At 47.4% G+C, this 14,315-nt stretch carries 13 protein-coding genes; 7 read left to right on the forward strand and 6 right to left on the reverse strand.

Translation table 11 applies throughout. The features are described from left to right. Nucleotides 1-306 precede the first annotated feature (306 nt). Nucleotides 307-915, forward strand: a complete 609-nt coding sequence (locus tag PPO43_RS08595; RefSeq protein ID WP_272616870.1) for a hypothetical protein — start codon at nucleotides 307-309, stop codon at nucleotides 913-915. Nucleotides 916-956: 41 nt separating this feature from the next. Beyond that, the gene (locus PPO43_RS08600) at nucleotides 957-2,294 is read left to right on the forward strand and encodes a TIGR02594 family protein (protein WP_272616872.1); all 1,338 of its coding nucleotides are present in this window, start codon (nucleotides 957-959) and stop codon (nucleotides 2,292-2,294) included. Nucleotides 2,295-2,519: 225 nt separating this feature from the next. Here PPO43_RS08600 and PPO43_RS08605 read toward each other — a convergent pair whose 3' ends face one another. The 3 genes from PPO43_RS08605 to pdxH form a co-directional block, all read right to left on the reverse strand. Then, the gene (locus tag PPO43_RS08605; RefSeq protein WP_272616874.1) at nucleotides 2,520-2,978 is read right to left on the reverse strand and encodes a hypothetical protein; all 459 of its coding nucleotides are present in this window, start codon (nucleotides 2,976-2,978) and stop codon (nucleotides 2,520-2,522) included. Between the two features lie 81 nt (nucleotides 2,979-3,059). Further along, on the reverse strand, nucleotides 3,060-3,938 hold the full coding sequence (locus tag PPO43_RS08610) for a phosphorothioated DNA-binding restriction endonuclease (RefSeq protein ID WP_272616876.1): 879 nt from the start codon (nucleotides 3,936-3,938) through the stop codon (nucleotides 3,060-3,062). Between the two features lie 3 nt (nucleotides 3,939-3,941). After that, nucleotides 3,942-4,613 (reverse strand): pyridoxamine 5'-phosphate oxidase, encoded by a 672-nt coding sequence (pdxH, locus tag PPO43_RS08615; RefSeq protein WP_272616878.1) that lies wholly within the window; start codon nucleotides 4,611-4,613, stop codon nucleotides 3,942-3,944. A gap of 192 nt (nucleotides 4,614-4,805) precedes the next feature. On the opposite strand from pdxH, the gene PPO43_RS08620 reads away from it, so the two are divergent. The 3 genes from PPO43_RS08620 to PPO43_RS08630 all read left to right on the forward strand — a co-directional run bounded on the left by PPO43_RS08620 (nucleotide 4,806) and on the right by PPO43_RS08630 (nucleotide 8,366). Beyond that, nucleotides 4,806-5,750: a KpsF/GutQ family sugar-phosphate isomerase gene (locus tag PPO43_RS08620; RefSeq protein ID WP_272616880.1), complete on the forward strand. Its 945-nt coding sequence runs from the start codon at nucleotides 4,806-4,808 to the stop codon at nucleotides 5,748-5,750. A gap of 157 nt (nucleotides 5,751-5,907) precedes the next feature. Next, complete coding sequence (locus PPO43_RS08625; RefSeq protein ID WP_272616882.1) at nucleotides 5,908-7,470, forward strand: leucine-rich repeat domain-containing protein; 1,563 nt, start codon at nucleotides 5,908-5,910, stop codon at nucleotides 7,468-7,470. A gap of 215 nt (nucleotides 7,471-7,685) precedes the next feature. Further along, nucleotides 7,686-8,366 (forward strand): dioxygenase family protein, encoded by a 681-nt coding sequence (locus tag PPO43_RS08630; RefSeq protein ID WP_272616884.1) that lies wholly within the window; start codon nucleotides 7,686-7,688, stop codon nucleotides 8,364-8,366. A 57-nt stretch (nucleotides 8,367-8,423) separates the two neighbouring features. Here PPO43_RS08630 and pdxA read toward each other — a convergent pair whose 3' ends face one another. Together pdxA and PPO43_RS08640 are read right to left on the reverse strand one after the other, a co-directional pair. Further along, nucleotides 8,424-10,106, reverse strand: coding sequence for a 4-hydroxythreonine-4-phosphate dehydrogenase PdxA (pdxA, locus tag PPO43_RS08635; RefSeq protein WP_272616886.1), 1,683 nt, complete (start codon nucleotides 10,104-10,106; stop codon nucleotides 8,424-8,426). Nucleotides 10,107-10,117: 11 nt separating this feature from the next. Next, a complete protein-coding gene (locus tag PPO43_RS08640; protein ID WP_272616888.1) occupies nucleotides 10,118-10,570 on the reverse strand; it encodes a low molecular weight protein-tyrosine-phosphatase in 453 nt (150 codons plus the stop codon). 113 nt (nucleotides 10,571-10,683) lie between these two features. On the opposite strand from PPO43_RS08640, the gene PPO43_RS08645 reads away from it, so the two are divergent. Both PPO43_RS08645 and PPO43_RS08650 read left to right on the forward strand, forming a co-directional pair. Beyond that, on the forward strand, nucleotides 10,684-12,237 hold the full coding sequence (locus PPO43_RS08645) for a GH3 family domain-containing protein (protein WP_272616890.1): 1,554 nt from the start codon (nucleotides 10,684-10,686) through the stop codon (nucleotides 12,235-12,237). After that, complete coding sequence (locus PPO43_RS08650) at nucleotides 12,221-12,628, forward strand: thiol-disulfide oxidoreductase DCC family protein (protein ID WP_272616892.1); 408 nt, start codon at nucleotides 12,221-12,223, stop codon at nucleotides 12,626-12,628. The genes PPO43_RS08645 and PPO43_RS08650 overlap by 17 nt, the downstream gene beginning before the upstream one ends. Before the next feature lie 1,015 nt (nucleotides 12,629-13,643). Here the strand turns inward: PPO43_RS08650 and PPO43_RS08655 are convergent. Next, nucleotides 13,644-14,288, reverse strand: coding sequence for an acetyltransferase (locus PPO43_RS08655; RefSeq protein WP_272616894.1), 645 nt, complete (start codon nucleotides 14,286-14,288; stop codon nucleotides 13,644-13,646). Nucleotides 14,289-14,315 lie beyond the last annotated feature (27 nt).

Consider the following 14,315-nt stretch of genomic DNA (forward strand, 5'->3'; position numbering starts at 1 on the left):
CGCTTCGCTCGTCGGCGCTACGTTCCGCAGCTCGCTATTCGCTCGGCCCTTCAGCCCTTTGGGCTTCGGTCTGGCCTAACGGCCACTGCTGCACATCGCTAGGCCGCTCATCTGCAGGGGCTGCTTTTAGCTATCGTTATTCGGCACTTAATGGGCAAAAAACCAATAAGATAGAGACAAAAAAGCAGATAAACAATAGAAAAATAAATTAGCTGTAAAAGTCTTTGGAAGCTTTGTAGAGCCGTAGGCTTTTTTCTAACTTTAAAAGGCAAAACAAGATTTTATACCACTAAATCAACTAAAGCAATGAAAACTAAAATGAAACCAGAGTTTGACAAGCTGACTCATACAGAATATGTCAAAGAATTTAAACGCCTAGCCAAAATGGCCGAAACTCAAGCCCTAGGCGAAGAAAATGCAGTGACCTTTTTCGTTAAACGCATGCATAAGTTTGCCTGTGGCACAGAAGCTCCCCTAATGCTTTTGGCCAAAATGGACGCCAACTGGAAGAAGCAAGCCAAAGAAGAACTCAAAGGCGATAAGAAAATGATCCTTATCGCTAAAGCTCATCTTACCGCTGGCGAAAATGGTAACGTTCTCGAACTTTCTCCCATGAAAGGGAATGCTCCCTTGGCTAAAATTGCCAAAGAGGGTAAAGTGCTCCTCAAAAAAGCAAAATTCTCCCTAGCTAAAGCTGGAGAAGCTATCGTAGCCGCTGCAGAAGCTGCCGCTGAAGGAGCCGAAGAAGCCAGTGAAGGCGAAGAAAAAGAAGAGAGCAAAATCGAAGGAAGTAGCGTAGCCGAAGCATCAACAACTATTGATCCCCAACTAGAAAAGAAGAAAGCCAAAGGACGTGAAGTAATGGCCAAAATGCTCGAAAACCTTCAGAAAATTGAAGCCAAACTGAAGAAATAAGCCAATACCATTAACCTAACTAACTTTTAATTACGAACCTTATGGCAAACTTTGATAAGATTCAAGCCCGCTTGGATCAATATAGCGCCACGCTGGACCAACTCAAGCAGCTCTTTATGAGCGATGGAAAAATCGATGCTGCAGAACAAAAAGTCATTGATGATATTGAGGCAAGTATGCAACGCTTAGGCGAACGTATTGGATCGGCCACCGCTGCGGCTACCACTGCAGCAGAAGCCGCAACAGCAACTACTAGCGAAGAAACAAATAGTACCGAGACAGCTGCGCCTAGCGCTTCTTCTATTTCTGGCTCGGTGGGTAAAGGCGGAGCTAATAAAGCTGAAGATGTAAAATTGGTCCAAGAATTCCTCAAACAAAAAGGCCAAAATGTAGCCGTAGATGGCGATTGTGGACCAAAAACTATAGCCGCTATCAAGGCTTTCCAACAAGCCACTTTTGGCTGGCAAGATGGCCGCATTGATCCAGGCGGAAAAAGCTGGAGCGCCCTTTCTGGCTCTGCAAGCGTAACTACTGCCTCAGAGGCTAGTAGTTCTTCAGAGAATAGCAGTGCTGCTGATGCTGCCGCTGAAGAAGAAGCCGCCCCAACAGGAGAACCCGTAGCCATTAAAGATCTTCAAGGATCTGTGGGCCAGGGAGGAAAAAATAATCCCGATGATGTAAAGGTGGTCCAAACTCTTCTCCGTGAAGAGTTTGACTATAAAGTGGATATCAGCGGAACTTGTGATAATAAGACGATTACAGCCATTAGCAACTTCCAAGCAACTAAATTGGGGGTAAGCAAACCCGATGGCCGTGTAGATCCAGGCGGAAAAAGCTGGAAGGGCCTCAATGGCGAAGGCTTGCAAGAAGCCGCTATTCCTGGTCCAATGAATAAACCCAACTGGATCAAAATTGCTGAATCTGAGCTTGGCGTTACCGAAATCCCTGGCGCAGAAGATAATCCCAGAGTAATTGAATATCACTCCACTACTGGTGGATTCCGAGATGATGAAACACCTTGGTGCGCCTCTTTCGTCAACTGGGTGATGAATAAAGCTGGTCAAGGAGGAACAGGCAGCGCAGCAGCTATGTCTTGGGCCAAATATGGCAAAAAAGTCGATCAACCCGCTTATGGCGCTATTGCCGTCTTGAGTTATGGCGGCGGAAAAGGTCATGTGGGTTTTGTCGTAGGCAAAAAAGGCAGCAACGTCTTGCTTTTGGGCGGAAACCAAAGCAATATGGTTAAGATTTCAGCCTTTGGGACCAGCAAGATTCACGCTTATGTCTTCCCGAACAATTTTGAGATTCCTGAAAACTACTATACCTTCGGCGAAGCAGAAGGAGATTTTGAAACTACAGATTTCTCTCAAACTCGCTAGGACCAATTCGTATTAAACGCAAATGGGCTGTCGGATTTTCCGACAGCCCATTTTTTGTCTTTTATCAGGCCCCTAGGCCTTTGGTCGAGCTGGCCTAGCGATGTGCAGCAGTGGCCGTCAGGCCAGACCGAAGCCCAAAGGGCTGAAGGGCCGAGCGAATAGCGAGCTGCGAAACGTAGCGCCGACGAGCGAAGCGAGGCGGAGGCCCCAAAAAAAGCAGAAAATCTACTGATCTTGCTCTTCGTTATTAAAGTAATTCATGAGATCCGAAGAAACTCGGTCCATGCCATCTACGCCCATTTTGGCGGCAATTTGAAACATGTTATTGGTCACTAAGGCTGTGGCAAGGGCTTCTGCGCCAGCGATATGGATGGTGTCGTTGACCTTTTCGTGAAGGCGGTTGAGGCGCAACATCACGCGGCCCAACTGCTGATAAAGTTCTAAATCTCGCTTCATTTCGGCCACATCAATATAGTCGGGCAAAACGGCATCATGCTGTTCTGCCGCTCGGATAGTTTCCTCGACAAAGATTTCATTTTCTCTGTGGAGTTTGGGGAAAGAGGCGCGCTCGTCTTGGGTAAGCGAGAGCAAAAAGGGGAGTTTTTCTTCAATTTGGGCCACCAATTGGCGGACCTCTTCGACCATTTCGGTAGTCAATTCAATAGAAATGCGATTTTCGGCCATTGGATTTATTTTTAAATGAAAGGAGATCAATATCCTTTAAATATAGGTTTTTTAAGAGGAAAATGAAATTTTATCGAGTTGCTAATCTCGGCTATAGCCCTGAAAGACCTCTTCTAAATGCCAGTTGAGGTAATCTTCTTTGGGTCGATATTTTTTGAGATGAGGCAGGCGAATTTGTTGGGCTTGATGCCGCAATAAATAGTAGTCTAAGCCCTCTCCATGTACCTTATGCGAGACCTGCAAGCGCAGCGAATCATCAATCCGAAAAGCCCCCAAATCAAAAAGTTTGTGGTGCATGCTGCAAAGGGCCAGGCCATTTTCGGCCCGATCGGGACCACCCGCCTGATGCCACTTGATATGAGCGGCTTCTAAAGCCAAAGGTTGATGCCCCAGCCGCAAATTGAAGCCACAAACCGCACAAGAATAGCCATAGGCTTCCAAAATTTGGCCCCGAAAACGAGGATCTCTTTTCCGCCTCTTGCTGAGTAGAAATGCAGGCGCTAGCTCTAGTCCCACCGCTTGCAAAATGCTGCTGTGTAGACTTTCGGGAAAGTTGCGTTGCAAAAGCTGCTCGGCCAAATGCCCGATTAAATCGGGTTGCTCTCGCAAAAGGGCCTGCATCTCGGCTGGGAATTGGGCACTGATGCCAAGGTCTCTTAACCGTTTAGAGGAACTACCTTTAGATTTATCGATGCCTTCAATGCTGCTGAGCTCCCAAACTTTATCATTGAGTAAAAATACAAAGGGATAATGTGGTTTGGGGCCAGAGGGCGACTTTGAAAACTCCCGAAAATAATCTTTCAGTTTTGCTTCTTCTTTGGCATACTGCAGCTGTGTTTGTCCCTGTTGCCAAGCGCCTAAGGCATAAAGCAGCAAAAGTGGTTTGTGTGGGGCCCGCTTGCCTTTGGCCTTCCAGCTTTTGATTTTGGCCCAACGTGCTTCTAGTTCTTTTCGATCCATGATTTAAGGGGCTAGCCGTTCGAGCTTCCATTCTTTCTCTTCGCCCTCAATTTTTTCAATGGTATAGCGAAGACGGTCGTGCAGGCGGCTGCTGCGGCCCTGCCAAAACTCAAAACGGTAAGGACGAACCAAATAACCGCCCCAGTTTTCGGGCATGGGAACCGCTGTTCCTTCTGGATATTTGGCTTTTAATTCGGCTAGACGATCTTCTAAAACAGAACGATCACTAATGACCTGGCTTTGGGCCGAGGCCAGAGCGCCAAACTGACTATCGCGAGGTCGAGAGCGGAAATATTGCTCCGAAGCCGAGGCACTCAATTTTTCGACTAGGCCATCTATGCGAATTTGGCGTTCCATTTCAATCCAAGCAAAAACTAAGGCGGCCTGCGGATTCAAATCGAGTTGTTGTCCTTTGGCACTTCCATAATTAGTATAAAAGTATAGGCCTTTTTCATCAAATCCCTTGAGCAAAACAATGCGGGCTGCAGGTCGCCCTTGTTCATCTACGGTGGCCAAGGTCATGGCGTTGGGCTCGGCTAAGTTGGCGCCTAAAGCGGCCTTAAACCAGCTTTCAAATTGGCGAAAAGGATTTTCGGCTACCTCTGTTTCTAGCAAGGCCCCCATTTGATAATCTTCTCTTAATTGGGCTACCTTCTCATTTAAATCTCGATTCATATGCTTATCCTGTTTGAAATGAAAAAATCTGCTAACAACAAGTTAGTACGAACTCCGCTAAAAGCGGTCTTCTTCCTGTATAAAATTAGCTTTCCCAGCTGGGCTAGTCTGTTTTTAATGGAGTTCGCTATAAAGCGCCGCAAAACTAATATCTTTGGGCTGCTCTCTGACAAACTTGTTTAAAAATAGTGTATGTCTTATCAAGAAACTGCAAAATCGGTATTTGAGTTGGAGGCCAAGGCCCTTCAGCAACTTGGCCAAAAGATCAACAGCCATTTTGATGGGGCTGTTCAGGCTATTCTCAATTGTACGGGCCGCTTGGTGGTCTGTGGCATGGGCAAATCGGGCCTGATCGGGAAAAAAATTGCGGCTACTTTGGCTAGCGTGGGCCGCCCTAGCTTTTTCCTCCACCCCTCAGAGGCCATTCATGGCGATTTGGGGATGCTGATGGAAAATGACTGCTTTCTGAGCCTGTCTAATTCAGGCGAAACCGATGAACTTTTGCAAATTCTTCCGCATATCCAAGAGCTTCAACTTCCCCATATCTGTATTGTGGGCCGGCCCGATTCGACCCTAGCCCGCTATGCCAATTTTGTCCTAGATGTAGGCGTTTCGGTAGAAGCTGCCCGCCTGCAGGCCGTTCCCCTGGCCTCTAGCCTAACCGCCCTGGCCATGGGCGATGCCCTAGCTGCGGCCTATATTGAGGCCAGCAATTTCCAACAGGCCGATTTCTTGCGCTATCATCCTGGCGGCAACCTCGGTAAACGCCTACTCACTAAGGTCCAAGAGGCCATGCAAAGCGAAAATTTGCCCCTTGTTGGCCCCGAGACCAATATGCAAGAGCTCTTATTGACCATTTCGGCGGGACAGCTGGGCCTCGCTATCGTTCAAGAGGCCGGAAAAGTCTTGGGCATTATTACTGATGGCGATTTGCGCCGCCAACTGAGCCAAACGGCCAATGATGCCTTTTTTGCCCTAAAGGCTAAAGCCCTAATGACGCCAAGACCCAAAAATATTGCGCCCCAAGCCTCTTTGCTAGAAGCCGAAGAGCAAATGCAGCAGCTGAGAATTAACGCCCTTTTGGTCCTAGAAAAGGAAGCCCTGCTCGGAATTATTGCCAAGCAACATCTTAAGTAGGATTTGGGGCCTCCGCTGCGCTGCGCTTGCGGCGCTATGTTGCAGGGCTCGCTATTCGCTCGGCCCTTCGCCGCTTTCAGCGCCTCGGTCTGGCCTGACGGCCACCCCTCCACAGCGCTAGGCCAAGGAGGCCTGGCCCTACACACAAACTAAAATTATGTATCGATATCTTTTTGCCATTAGCCTGATTTGTATTGCGCCCTTTTTGCGGGCACAGCCCTTTTTTAGTTTAGAAGAACTAGAAAACGATGAGGAAATTCCCCTCTATTATTCAGTAGATAAGGCCTATCTAGAAAAAGCCAAGGCCTATAAGCTGCGCCTCTATAAACAAGCCAATAGCCTACCGCCCCTAGTGGCCCAATTGCCCAATTTGCAAGCCCTTTATGCCGAACATATTTACTTTGAACACCTGACTGAGGCAATAGGTAATTTACAACAATTACAGTTGCTGTCCCTTCGCCATAATAAGGTGAAAGAACTGCCCGAAGCCATGGCCAAATTGCAAAATCTCAAGTGGCTAGACCTTAGTAAAAACCGCCTGACAAGCTTTCCTTATCCCTTGGACCAATTAGCTGGCCTAGAAAAATTGCAACTGCAAGAAAATGATATCGATAGCCTGCCCGCCAATTTATCCGCCTGGCAAAATTTACAATATTTGGACCTCTCAAATAATTATTTTGTAGACCTTGGTGGCCTGCCTAAACTCCCCAATTTGCAATATCTCGATCTCTATTATAATAAGCTAGAAGAACTAGATAGCCTGCTCTGGCAAATGGAGAACTTGCAACAACTCAATTTGGGCCGCAACCCCCTCAAAAATCCAGAACAACTCTTTGAACAGTTGCCTGCGCTCAAACAACTCTATGAACTACAATTACCCGAATTGGGCCTAGAACAATTGCCCAGCAATTTGGACCAATTGCAGCAAGTAGAACGCCTCAACCTCAAGGGGAATAAACTAAAAGCAATAGATGAAAGCCTCTTTAGCATGAAGGAGCTTTTTTGGCTGGACCTCTCCGATAACCGACTGGATAGCCTCTCTCCCAGAATAGGCGAATTGGAGCATTTGGTTTGGTTAGACTTGGCGGGGAATGACTTGGAAGTTTTGCCCGATAGCCTAAAGTATTTAGAAAATCTCCGCTACCTCAGTGTCCGAGTGATGGACCTCAAGGGCTTTCCAGAGGTGGTTTGCGAACTGCCCAATCTAGAAGAACTCAATGCCGCCAATGTTCAAATTTATAGTTTGCCCAGTAGCATGGAAAAAATGCAAAACTTAAGGGCCATTGATTTGAGCTATAATAAATATCTCCAACCAGGGCAGGTTTTTGCCCGCTTGGCCAAGCTCCCTCGCCTGACTAGCCTCAAACTAGCAGGGACCAAATACAATCATTTGCCCGCCAATATTGGCGATTTGCAGGCCCTAGAAATCTTGGACCTCTCGGATAATGATTTTGGCCAACTACCCGATAGCTTGTATAGCCTACGCAATTTGCGCCAACTTAATCTGGCCGATACCAAGCTGCGTAAACTCAAGCATAAAATTGGACAGTTGGAGAATCTAGAAGAGTTAGATTTGCGCTATAACAGCAAATTGGACCATTTGCCAGAAAGCATTAAGCAGTGCAAAAAACTAAAGAAAATCTATTTGAGAGGCTGCCCCATTCCCGAAGAAGAAAAGGCTTGCCTCAGAGAATGGTTGCCTGGCGTAAAGCTCTATTAAAAGCGCATTTTACTGGGGGCGAAGCCCCTTTTTTGGCCTAGCGATGTGAAGGGGTGGCCGAAGGCCAGACCGAAGCGGCTTTGCCGCTGAAGGGCCGAGCGAGCAGCGAGCCCCGAAACGTAGCGCCGCAAGCGCAGCGCAGCGGAGGCCCCAAAATAAAACAAAATCAATTCGTTAAACCCGTTTGGGCATTTGCGTCTAAGGGGAAAAAACTTATGAAACGAAAAGATTTTTTGAAGCGTAGTTTATTTGCCCTTGGAGCCTTAGGGTTGGGGGCAAGTTGTCGTAAGGATAGTGATGAAGAATTGAATGAAAACTGTCCATTGTCTCCAGTAGAAACGGCAGGGCCCTTCCCGATTCATAGTCCAGCAGATTTGGTGCAGCAAAACATTTGTGGAGATCGGACGGGAACTGCTTTAGTGATACAGCTTACGGTTATTCGGCAGACCGAGGAGGCTTGCACGCCTTTGGAGGGCTATTATGTAGATCTTTGGCATTGTGATGCTAAAGGCGATTATTCGGAATATGGGGGGACCAATATGCAGAGCACAGACTACCAGAATGTTAGTTTTTTGCGGGGTCGGCAGACCACAGATGCCAATGGACAAGTGCAGTTTATTAGCATTTTTCCAGGTTGGTACGATGGGCGGGCTCCCCATATTCACATTGAGGTGAAATCGTCCAATGAAGAATCTATTCGGGTGACGCAAATTGCCTTCCCCAAAGATATTTGCGATGAAGTTTATGCGCAAGGGCCTTATGAGGGGGATGCTAATACGAGCAATGAGCAGGATAATGTTTTTAGTGATAGTTTATCGAAAAATATGCTGGACCAATTGACTGGAGATATTCAATCTGGTTATACTTTGCAAAAGGAAATTGTGGTACAATTGTAAGCCAAATAGAATGGATACAAAAAGGGCTGTCGGAAAATACCGACAGCCCTTTTTAGCTTAGTCCTTATTCAATTCCTCTTGCTTTAACTCGCCTTTTGGAGTTTCAGCTTTGGGTTCCTGTTTTTTAGGTTCCTGCTTCTGCTCATTTTTTGGAGCTTCGGCTTTAGGTTCCTGTTTTTTGTGTTCCTGCTTCTGCTCATTTTTTGGAGTTTCGGCTTTGGGCTCCTGTTTTTTGGGTTCCTGCTTCTGCTCGTTTTTCGGAGCTTCAGCTTTGGGTTCCTGTTTTTTAGGTTCCTGCTTCTGCTCATTTTTTGGAGTTTCGGCTTTGGGCTCCTGTTTTTTGGGTTCCTGCTTCTGCTCATTTTTTGGAGTTTCGGCTTTGGGCTCCTGTTTTTTGGGTTCCTGCTTCTGCTCATTTTTTGGAGTTTCGGCTTTGGGTTCCTGTTTTTGCTCGTTCTTAGGCGTTTCCGTTTCCTGTTCGTTTTCTACGGCATCCGCAGGACGGGGTCCTTTGCGTTTGGGGCCGCGGGCTGGACGTTTGGGGCCTCGTTTAGGTCTTTGTTTTTGGTCCTCCTCCTTGTTTTCTTCTTGCTGGTTACTCTCTTCGTTTTTCTCTTGTTGGCGTTGCTTACGTTGTTTACGTTCTTGGCGGCGTTGCTGTTCTTCCTCCTTTTCGTATTGTTCTAGGCTAATGATCGGCATTTCGTTCGCGTGCATATCTTCGTAGTTGGCCCGATTTCTATAGGCGTCGATAGCGAGATAGAGCGCGCGGCGGAAAGAATCTGATTCGGCGACATTCTTACCAGCCAAATTGAAGGCGGTACCATGATCGGGAGAGGTGCGAACAAAAGGCATTCCTGCGGTAAAGTTGACCCCTTGTCCAAAAGAAAGCGCTTTAAAGGCCACCAAACCTTGGTCGTGGTACATGGCCAAAATTGCATCAAAGTTTCTGTAGTTTTGGCTACCAAAGAAGCCGTCGGCAGGGTAGGGGCCAATGGCCATAATTCCTTCCTTTTTAGCTTTCTCGATAGCGGGGATAATGATCTCCTGTTCTTCGGTTCCAATATTTCCTCCATCGCTAGCGTGGGGATTAAGGCCGAGGACGGCAATTTTGGGACGATCAAGGCCAAAGTCGGCCCGAAGGCTATGGTGCATCAATTGTAGCTTGCGCAAAACGGTTTGGCTATTCAGCGCATTGGCCACCTCTTTAATAGGGAGATGATTGGTCACCAAGCCAACGCGGAGGTTTTCATGGACCAACATCATTAGGTTCTCTTTGCTGCCTAGTTTTTCGGCCAAATACTCTGTATGTCCAGTATGTGGAAAGTTAGCCAGTTGCATTGCTTCCTTATTGATAGGGGCCGTTACTAGGGCATCCACATAACCATCTTTAAGAGCCTGTACGGCTTTTTCTAGGGCGATATAGGCGTATTTGCCTGATTCTTCAGAGATATTGCCCAGATTGATACGGACGTTATCGGTCCAGCAATTAACCACATTGATTTGCCCTTCTTCGGGCGTATCTCCTTCTTCTAGGGTATGAAACTGAAAACTACGAAGCTTGACAATATTTTTGTGGTAGGCCAAAATCTTGGCAGAACCAAAAATAATGGGGGTGCAAAGCTCAGTGATGCGGCTATCGCTTAGTGTTTTGAGGAGTACTTCTGGTCCAATACCATTGATGTCTCCAATAGAAATTCCTATTTTAATCTTCTCCATTGTTGCTTGAAATGAGCGCATAAAAAAAAGCCCTAGGTCAGTTGCTGAATGAGCGCCTCGCAGGCACGATCCAACATTTTATAGACCAACTCAAAGCCATTGTCATCCCAATAAGGATCGGGAACAGCTTGGTTGAAATTGGGCCGTTCGAAGTTCATAATGAGCTGTACTTTTGCTTTTTGCTCTTCTCCTTGGGCCATTTTTCGGGCATCTTGGTAATTTTGGCTGTCCATAGCCAGAATAAGGTCAAAGATAGCAAAATCTTTGGGTTTTAGGGCTCTAGATCGCTGTTGGCTGAGGTCGATTCCATGCGCCAACGCTACCGCCTGAGAGCGAGGATCAGGGGCTTCCCCAGCATGATAGGCCGAGGTTCCCGCAGAATCAATGCTCCAGTCTAAATTTAAATCCTGGACTTTTTTGCGCAGAATGCCTTCTGCTAGCGGAGAGCGGCATATATTGCCTAGACAAAGCATTAAAATTTTCATTATAAGATTTGCTTTTTTATTTTGTACAACTGTTTAGTCTTTAAAGGGCTTTAGCTAAAGCATTAGTGGCTATAGCAAAGTTTTATATCAAAGTAAATAAACTCCCCCGATTTATGTCAAAAATAAAGGGACAACTATTTAAACGGGGGCTGATGTGGCATCTGCGCTCAGCCTCTCAGCGGCAGCAAACTCCTAAAAGTTTGCAGCAGCAGAGTCTGCTGTTTTTATTGCAAATGGCCCAGCAGACGGCTTTTGGTAAACGCTATCAATTTGCGCAAATCCGCGCCGCGCTGGATCCTATTAAGGCTTATCAGGAAATGGTGCCTATTATGGACTATGAGCAGATGTACAGCAACTGGTGGCATCGCCTGCTAGAGGATGAAGCTAATGTGGTCTGGCCTGGACAAATCCGCTATTTTGCCCAAAGCTCAGGTACCTCGGGTAGCCCTAGCAAACAGATTCCCGTCAGCAAGGCGATGCTGGGCGCCATGAAACGCAGCACTAAGTTTATGTTTGCCCACTCTACGCAATGGGAATTGGGACCCGATTTCTATGGTCGAGACTTCCTTATTATGGGCAGTAGCACAACCTTGCGCAAACAAGGCCAACATTGGTTAGGCGATATTTCGGGGATCAATGCGACCCAAATGCCAAGTTGGTTCCGCGGCTTCTATAAACCTGGCGCCAAAATTATTAAACTCCCCAATTGGGAGGAACGAGTTTCTGCTATTGCCGAACAAGCCCATAAATGGGACCTAAGCGTAATTGCAGGTATTCCCTCTTGGGTGCAAATGATGCTCGAACGAGTGCTGGCGGTCCAAAAGGCCGATCAAATTATTGATATTTGGCCCAATCTCAAGATTTATGTCTCTGGCGGTATCGCCTTTTCGCCTTACCGACAACGCTTTAAGGAGCTGATTGGCGGCAATGTACACACCCTAGATACCTATAATACTTCGGAGGGCAGCTTGGCCTGCCAAACCCGCATCGATGATGAGGTAATGCCCCTAGAACTGATCCTAAACAATGGGATTTTCTTTGAGTTTGTCCCCTTTAATGCCGATAACTTTAGCCCTACAGGGCAGCTGCTGCCTCAAGCCAAAGCCCTGCATATTGGCGAGCTGAAGGAGGGCAAGGAGTATGCACTGGTCCTTAGCACTTGCTCAGGCGCTTGGCGCTATTTACTGGGCGATACGGTCCGCTTACTCAATAAAGAACGAGCCGAAATCCGCATCACGGGCCGCATTAAGCATTTTGTGAGCATCTGCGGCGAACACCTCTCTATTGATAATATGAATGCCGCCCTGGCCCTTTGCGAACAACAAACAGGCCTGCAATTTGGCGAGTTTCATCTGCAAGCAGTCAAGGTAGGTAACCATTTTGAACATCATTGGTTCCTGGGGCAAACGGCCCCTCTAGCAGGCTTGTCCGAAGAGCTACTGGCGCAGCAACTGGACCAATATCTGGCTGCCCTAAACGATGACTACAAAACCGAAAGAGAAGATAATTTGTTGAAGAAGGTGAAGCTGCGCCTCTTGCCTAATGCCCTGTTTTGGGAATGGTGGGGGCAGCAAAAACGCATTGACGGACAGTCCAAATTTCCAAGGGTACTGACCGCCAAGCAATTTGCCGACTGGAAACATTTCTTAGATGCCAAAGGATACTAAAGCCATTTTACTTTTTGATGGGGTTTGCCAACTTTGCGAGAAAAGCGTGCAGTTTGTCTTGCGCCGAGACCCCAAAGGACGGGTCCATTTTGCGGCCTTACAATCGGAGGTTGGGCAAGCGCTTTTGGCCCAACACCAACTGGCCAAAAGCGATTTTAAATCGCTGGTGCTACTAGACAATGGCCAAGCCTATTTGGGCTCTACGGCTGCTCTGCGCCTGCTCTGCCTGCTGCCTTTTCCCTGGCCGCTCTTTGGCGTTTTTTTGTGGCTGCCTCGCTTTTTGCGAGATCCTGTCTACTACTGGATTTCCAAAAATCGCTATCGTTGGTTTGGCCAAAAAGAAAGCTGTATGCTGCCCAAACCTGATTGGCAAGATCGTTTTTTATCCTAATTATTTGGGGCCCGCGGCCGCCTTTTCTAGAAAACGGCGGCCGCCGCTATGCTGTGGGGCTCACAGGGCTGTTCGGCCCTTCGCTGGCTTCGCCAGCTCGGTCTGGCGCTGCGCGCCACCCCTCCGCAGCGCTGGGCCGCTCATCTTTTTCCCTTGCCCTAAACAGCTGTTTGCAGCCGCCTAGCTACTGGAAAACCCCCAGATCTAATCTGCATCGATACATTTAGCTAGGGGGAGCTGTCTAAGGCTCTATCTTTTTTTCTGGACTTGACCTACTACAAATTAACTAAGCTCGCTTAGCAGCGAAATATTGGAGGCAGTTGTATTTAAGCCCTTGTCATTTTACCCTAGGGGTAAGCCCCTAGGCTAATAGTCATATTCGCCCCCTCGAAGGAGGGGGCTTTTTGTTTGGCTCTATTGGTTAATTGGGCCCAGACGTAATTTTGTTTCTTGGCCCTTAGGTACTAAGTCTATGTTTGAAGAGCAAGCGAATAGTTGGTCGTTAAAGATCTTGCTCGCTTAACTGTTCAAGCTCAGGAGGAAAGACGAATCCCCTCGGAGGAGGGGATGATAGATTTAATAGCCTAGGGCCTTGGCCCTAGGGGTGAAATTTATATCATATTGGCCTGTGGGTTGAAACCCACAGCAAAAAGGGAGGCCATGCTAGACCTAATGAAATAGGCCGAAGGTTAAAACCTTCAGCCCATATACGTAGAGGAAAACAGACAGTTCTAAAGCCAAAAGATTTAAATCAATGAGGGTTTTAACCCTCATTCTATAAAAATATTGCGAAGCAATAGCATCCTTGCTGTGGGTTTCAACCCACAGTATCGGCCTAGCGATGTGCAGCAGTGGCCCGTAGGGCCAGACCAAGCCGCCCTAGGCGGCGAAGGGCCGAGTGACCCGACCAAAGGGAGCCGACGCAGCAAAGCAAGTAATAGCGAGCTGCGGAACGTAGCGCCGCAAGGCGAAGCCGCAGCGGAGGCCCCAAAACAGTATCATTTTGAAAATAAGCTTAGAGAAAGCCTTTTAATTTGGAGCTATGCAAGTTTCTTTTTTGGCTAGGAGGGGCTTGATAGATGGCATAGTCGGGAGTGTTTTGGGTAATGATAGCGCCCATACCGATAATATTGTATTGGCCGATTTGGATATTTTGTTGGACAGCGGATTGGAGGCCGAGGAAAGAGCATTGGCCCACGACAACATTGCCTGCTAGGGTAGATCCGCTAAGGAGAGAGTGGGCTTGGATTTGGCAGTGGTGGCCTAGTCTGGCCCCGAAGAGGATACAATTATCGGCTAATTGGGTAAAGGGTTGGAGGACCGATCCTTCTCCGACAAAGACATTTTCGCCTAGTTGGAGATTGGGCCAGAAGTCGGCTTTAGAGGAGCAATAGCTGGCTAAAGTGTAGCCTTTTTCTTTAAAGTAGAGGAAGAGTCGTTTTCGTTCTTTGATATTGCCAACAGCGATAAATAGGGCGGTTGTTGTAGGGGGGTAGGACTGTTGGAGTTCTTCTAGGGGGATAATGGGGTAATCTGCTTTTGCCTTGGTTAGATATTTTTGTTCGATACAGTGGGCAATAGGCTGGTAGGGGCTATCTAGTTGGAAGACATAGGCGGCATAGGCGGCAAATCGGCCACATCCATAGATAATCAGCTGCATAAATAGGTGGGTTAAGTTTTAGAATAG

Source organism: Saprospira sp. CCB-QB6, from assembly GCF_028464065.1.
In the GTDB taxonomy this organism is placed as follows: domain Bacteria; phylum Bacteroidota; class Bacteroidia; order Chitinophagales; family Saprospiraceae; genus Saprospira.

What these genes read in the sequence shown, in the direction of transcription:
- PPO43_RS08595 (WP_272616870.1), top strand. Translation starts at nt 307, where the DNA reads ATGAAAACTAAAATGAAACCAGAGTTTGACAAGCTGACTCATACAGAA.
- PPO43_RS08600 (WP_272616872.1), top strand. Translation starts at nt 957, where the DNA reads ATGGCAAACTTTGATAAGATTCAAGCCCGCTTGGATCAATATAGCGCC.
- PPO43_RS08605 (WP_272616874.1), bottom strand. Translation starts at nt 2,978, where the DNA reads ATGGCCGAAAATCGCATTTCTATTGAATTGACTACCGAAATGGTCGAA.
- PPO43_RS08610 (WP_272616876.1), bottom strand. Translation starts at nt 3,938, where the DNA reads ATGGATCGAAAAGAACTAGAAGCACGTTGGGCCAAAATCAAAAGCTGG.
- pdxH (WP_272616878.1), bottom strand. Translation starts at nt 4,613, where the DNA reads ATGAATCGAGATTTAAATGAGAAGGTAGCCCAATTAAGAGAAGATTAT.
- PPO43_RS08620 (WP_272616880.1), top strand. Translation starts at nt 4,806, where the DNA reads ATGTCTTATCAAGAAACTGCAAAATCGGTATTTGAGTTGGAGGCCAAG.
- PPO43_RS08625 (WP_272616882.1), top strand. Translation starts at nt 5,908, where the DNA reads ATGTATCGATATCTTTTTGCCATTAGCCTGATTTGTATTGCGCCCTTT.
- PPO43_RS08630 (WP_272616884.1), top strand. Translation starts at nt 7,686, where the DNA reads ATGAAACGAAAAGATTTTTTGAAGCGTAGTTTATTTGCCCTTGGAGCC.
- pdxA (WP_272616886.1), bottom strand. Translation starts at nt 10,106, where the DNA reads ATGCGCTCATTTCAAGCAACAATGGAGAAGATTAAAATAGGAATTTCT.
- PPO43_RS08640 (WP_272616888.1), bottom strand. Translation starts at nt 10,570, where the DNA reads ATGAAAATTTTAATGCTTTGTCTAGGCAATATATGCCGCTCTCCGCTA.
- PPO43_RS08645 (WP_272616890.1), top strand. Translation starts at nt 10,684, where the DNA reads ATGTCAAAAATAAAGGGACAACTATTTAAACGGGGGCTGATGTGGCAT.
- PPO43_RS08650 (WP_272616892.1), top strand. Translation starts at nt 12,221, where the DNA reads ATGCCAAAGGATACTAAAGCCATTTTACTTTTTGATGGGGTTTGCCAA.
- PPO43_RS08655 (WP_272616894.1), bottom strand. Translation starts at nt 14,288, where the DNA reads ATGCAGCTGATTATCTATGGATGTGGCCGATTTGCCGCCTATGCCGCC.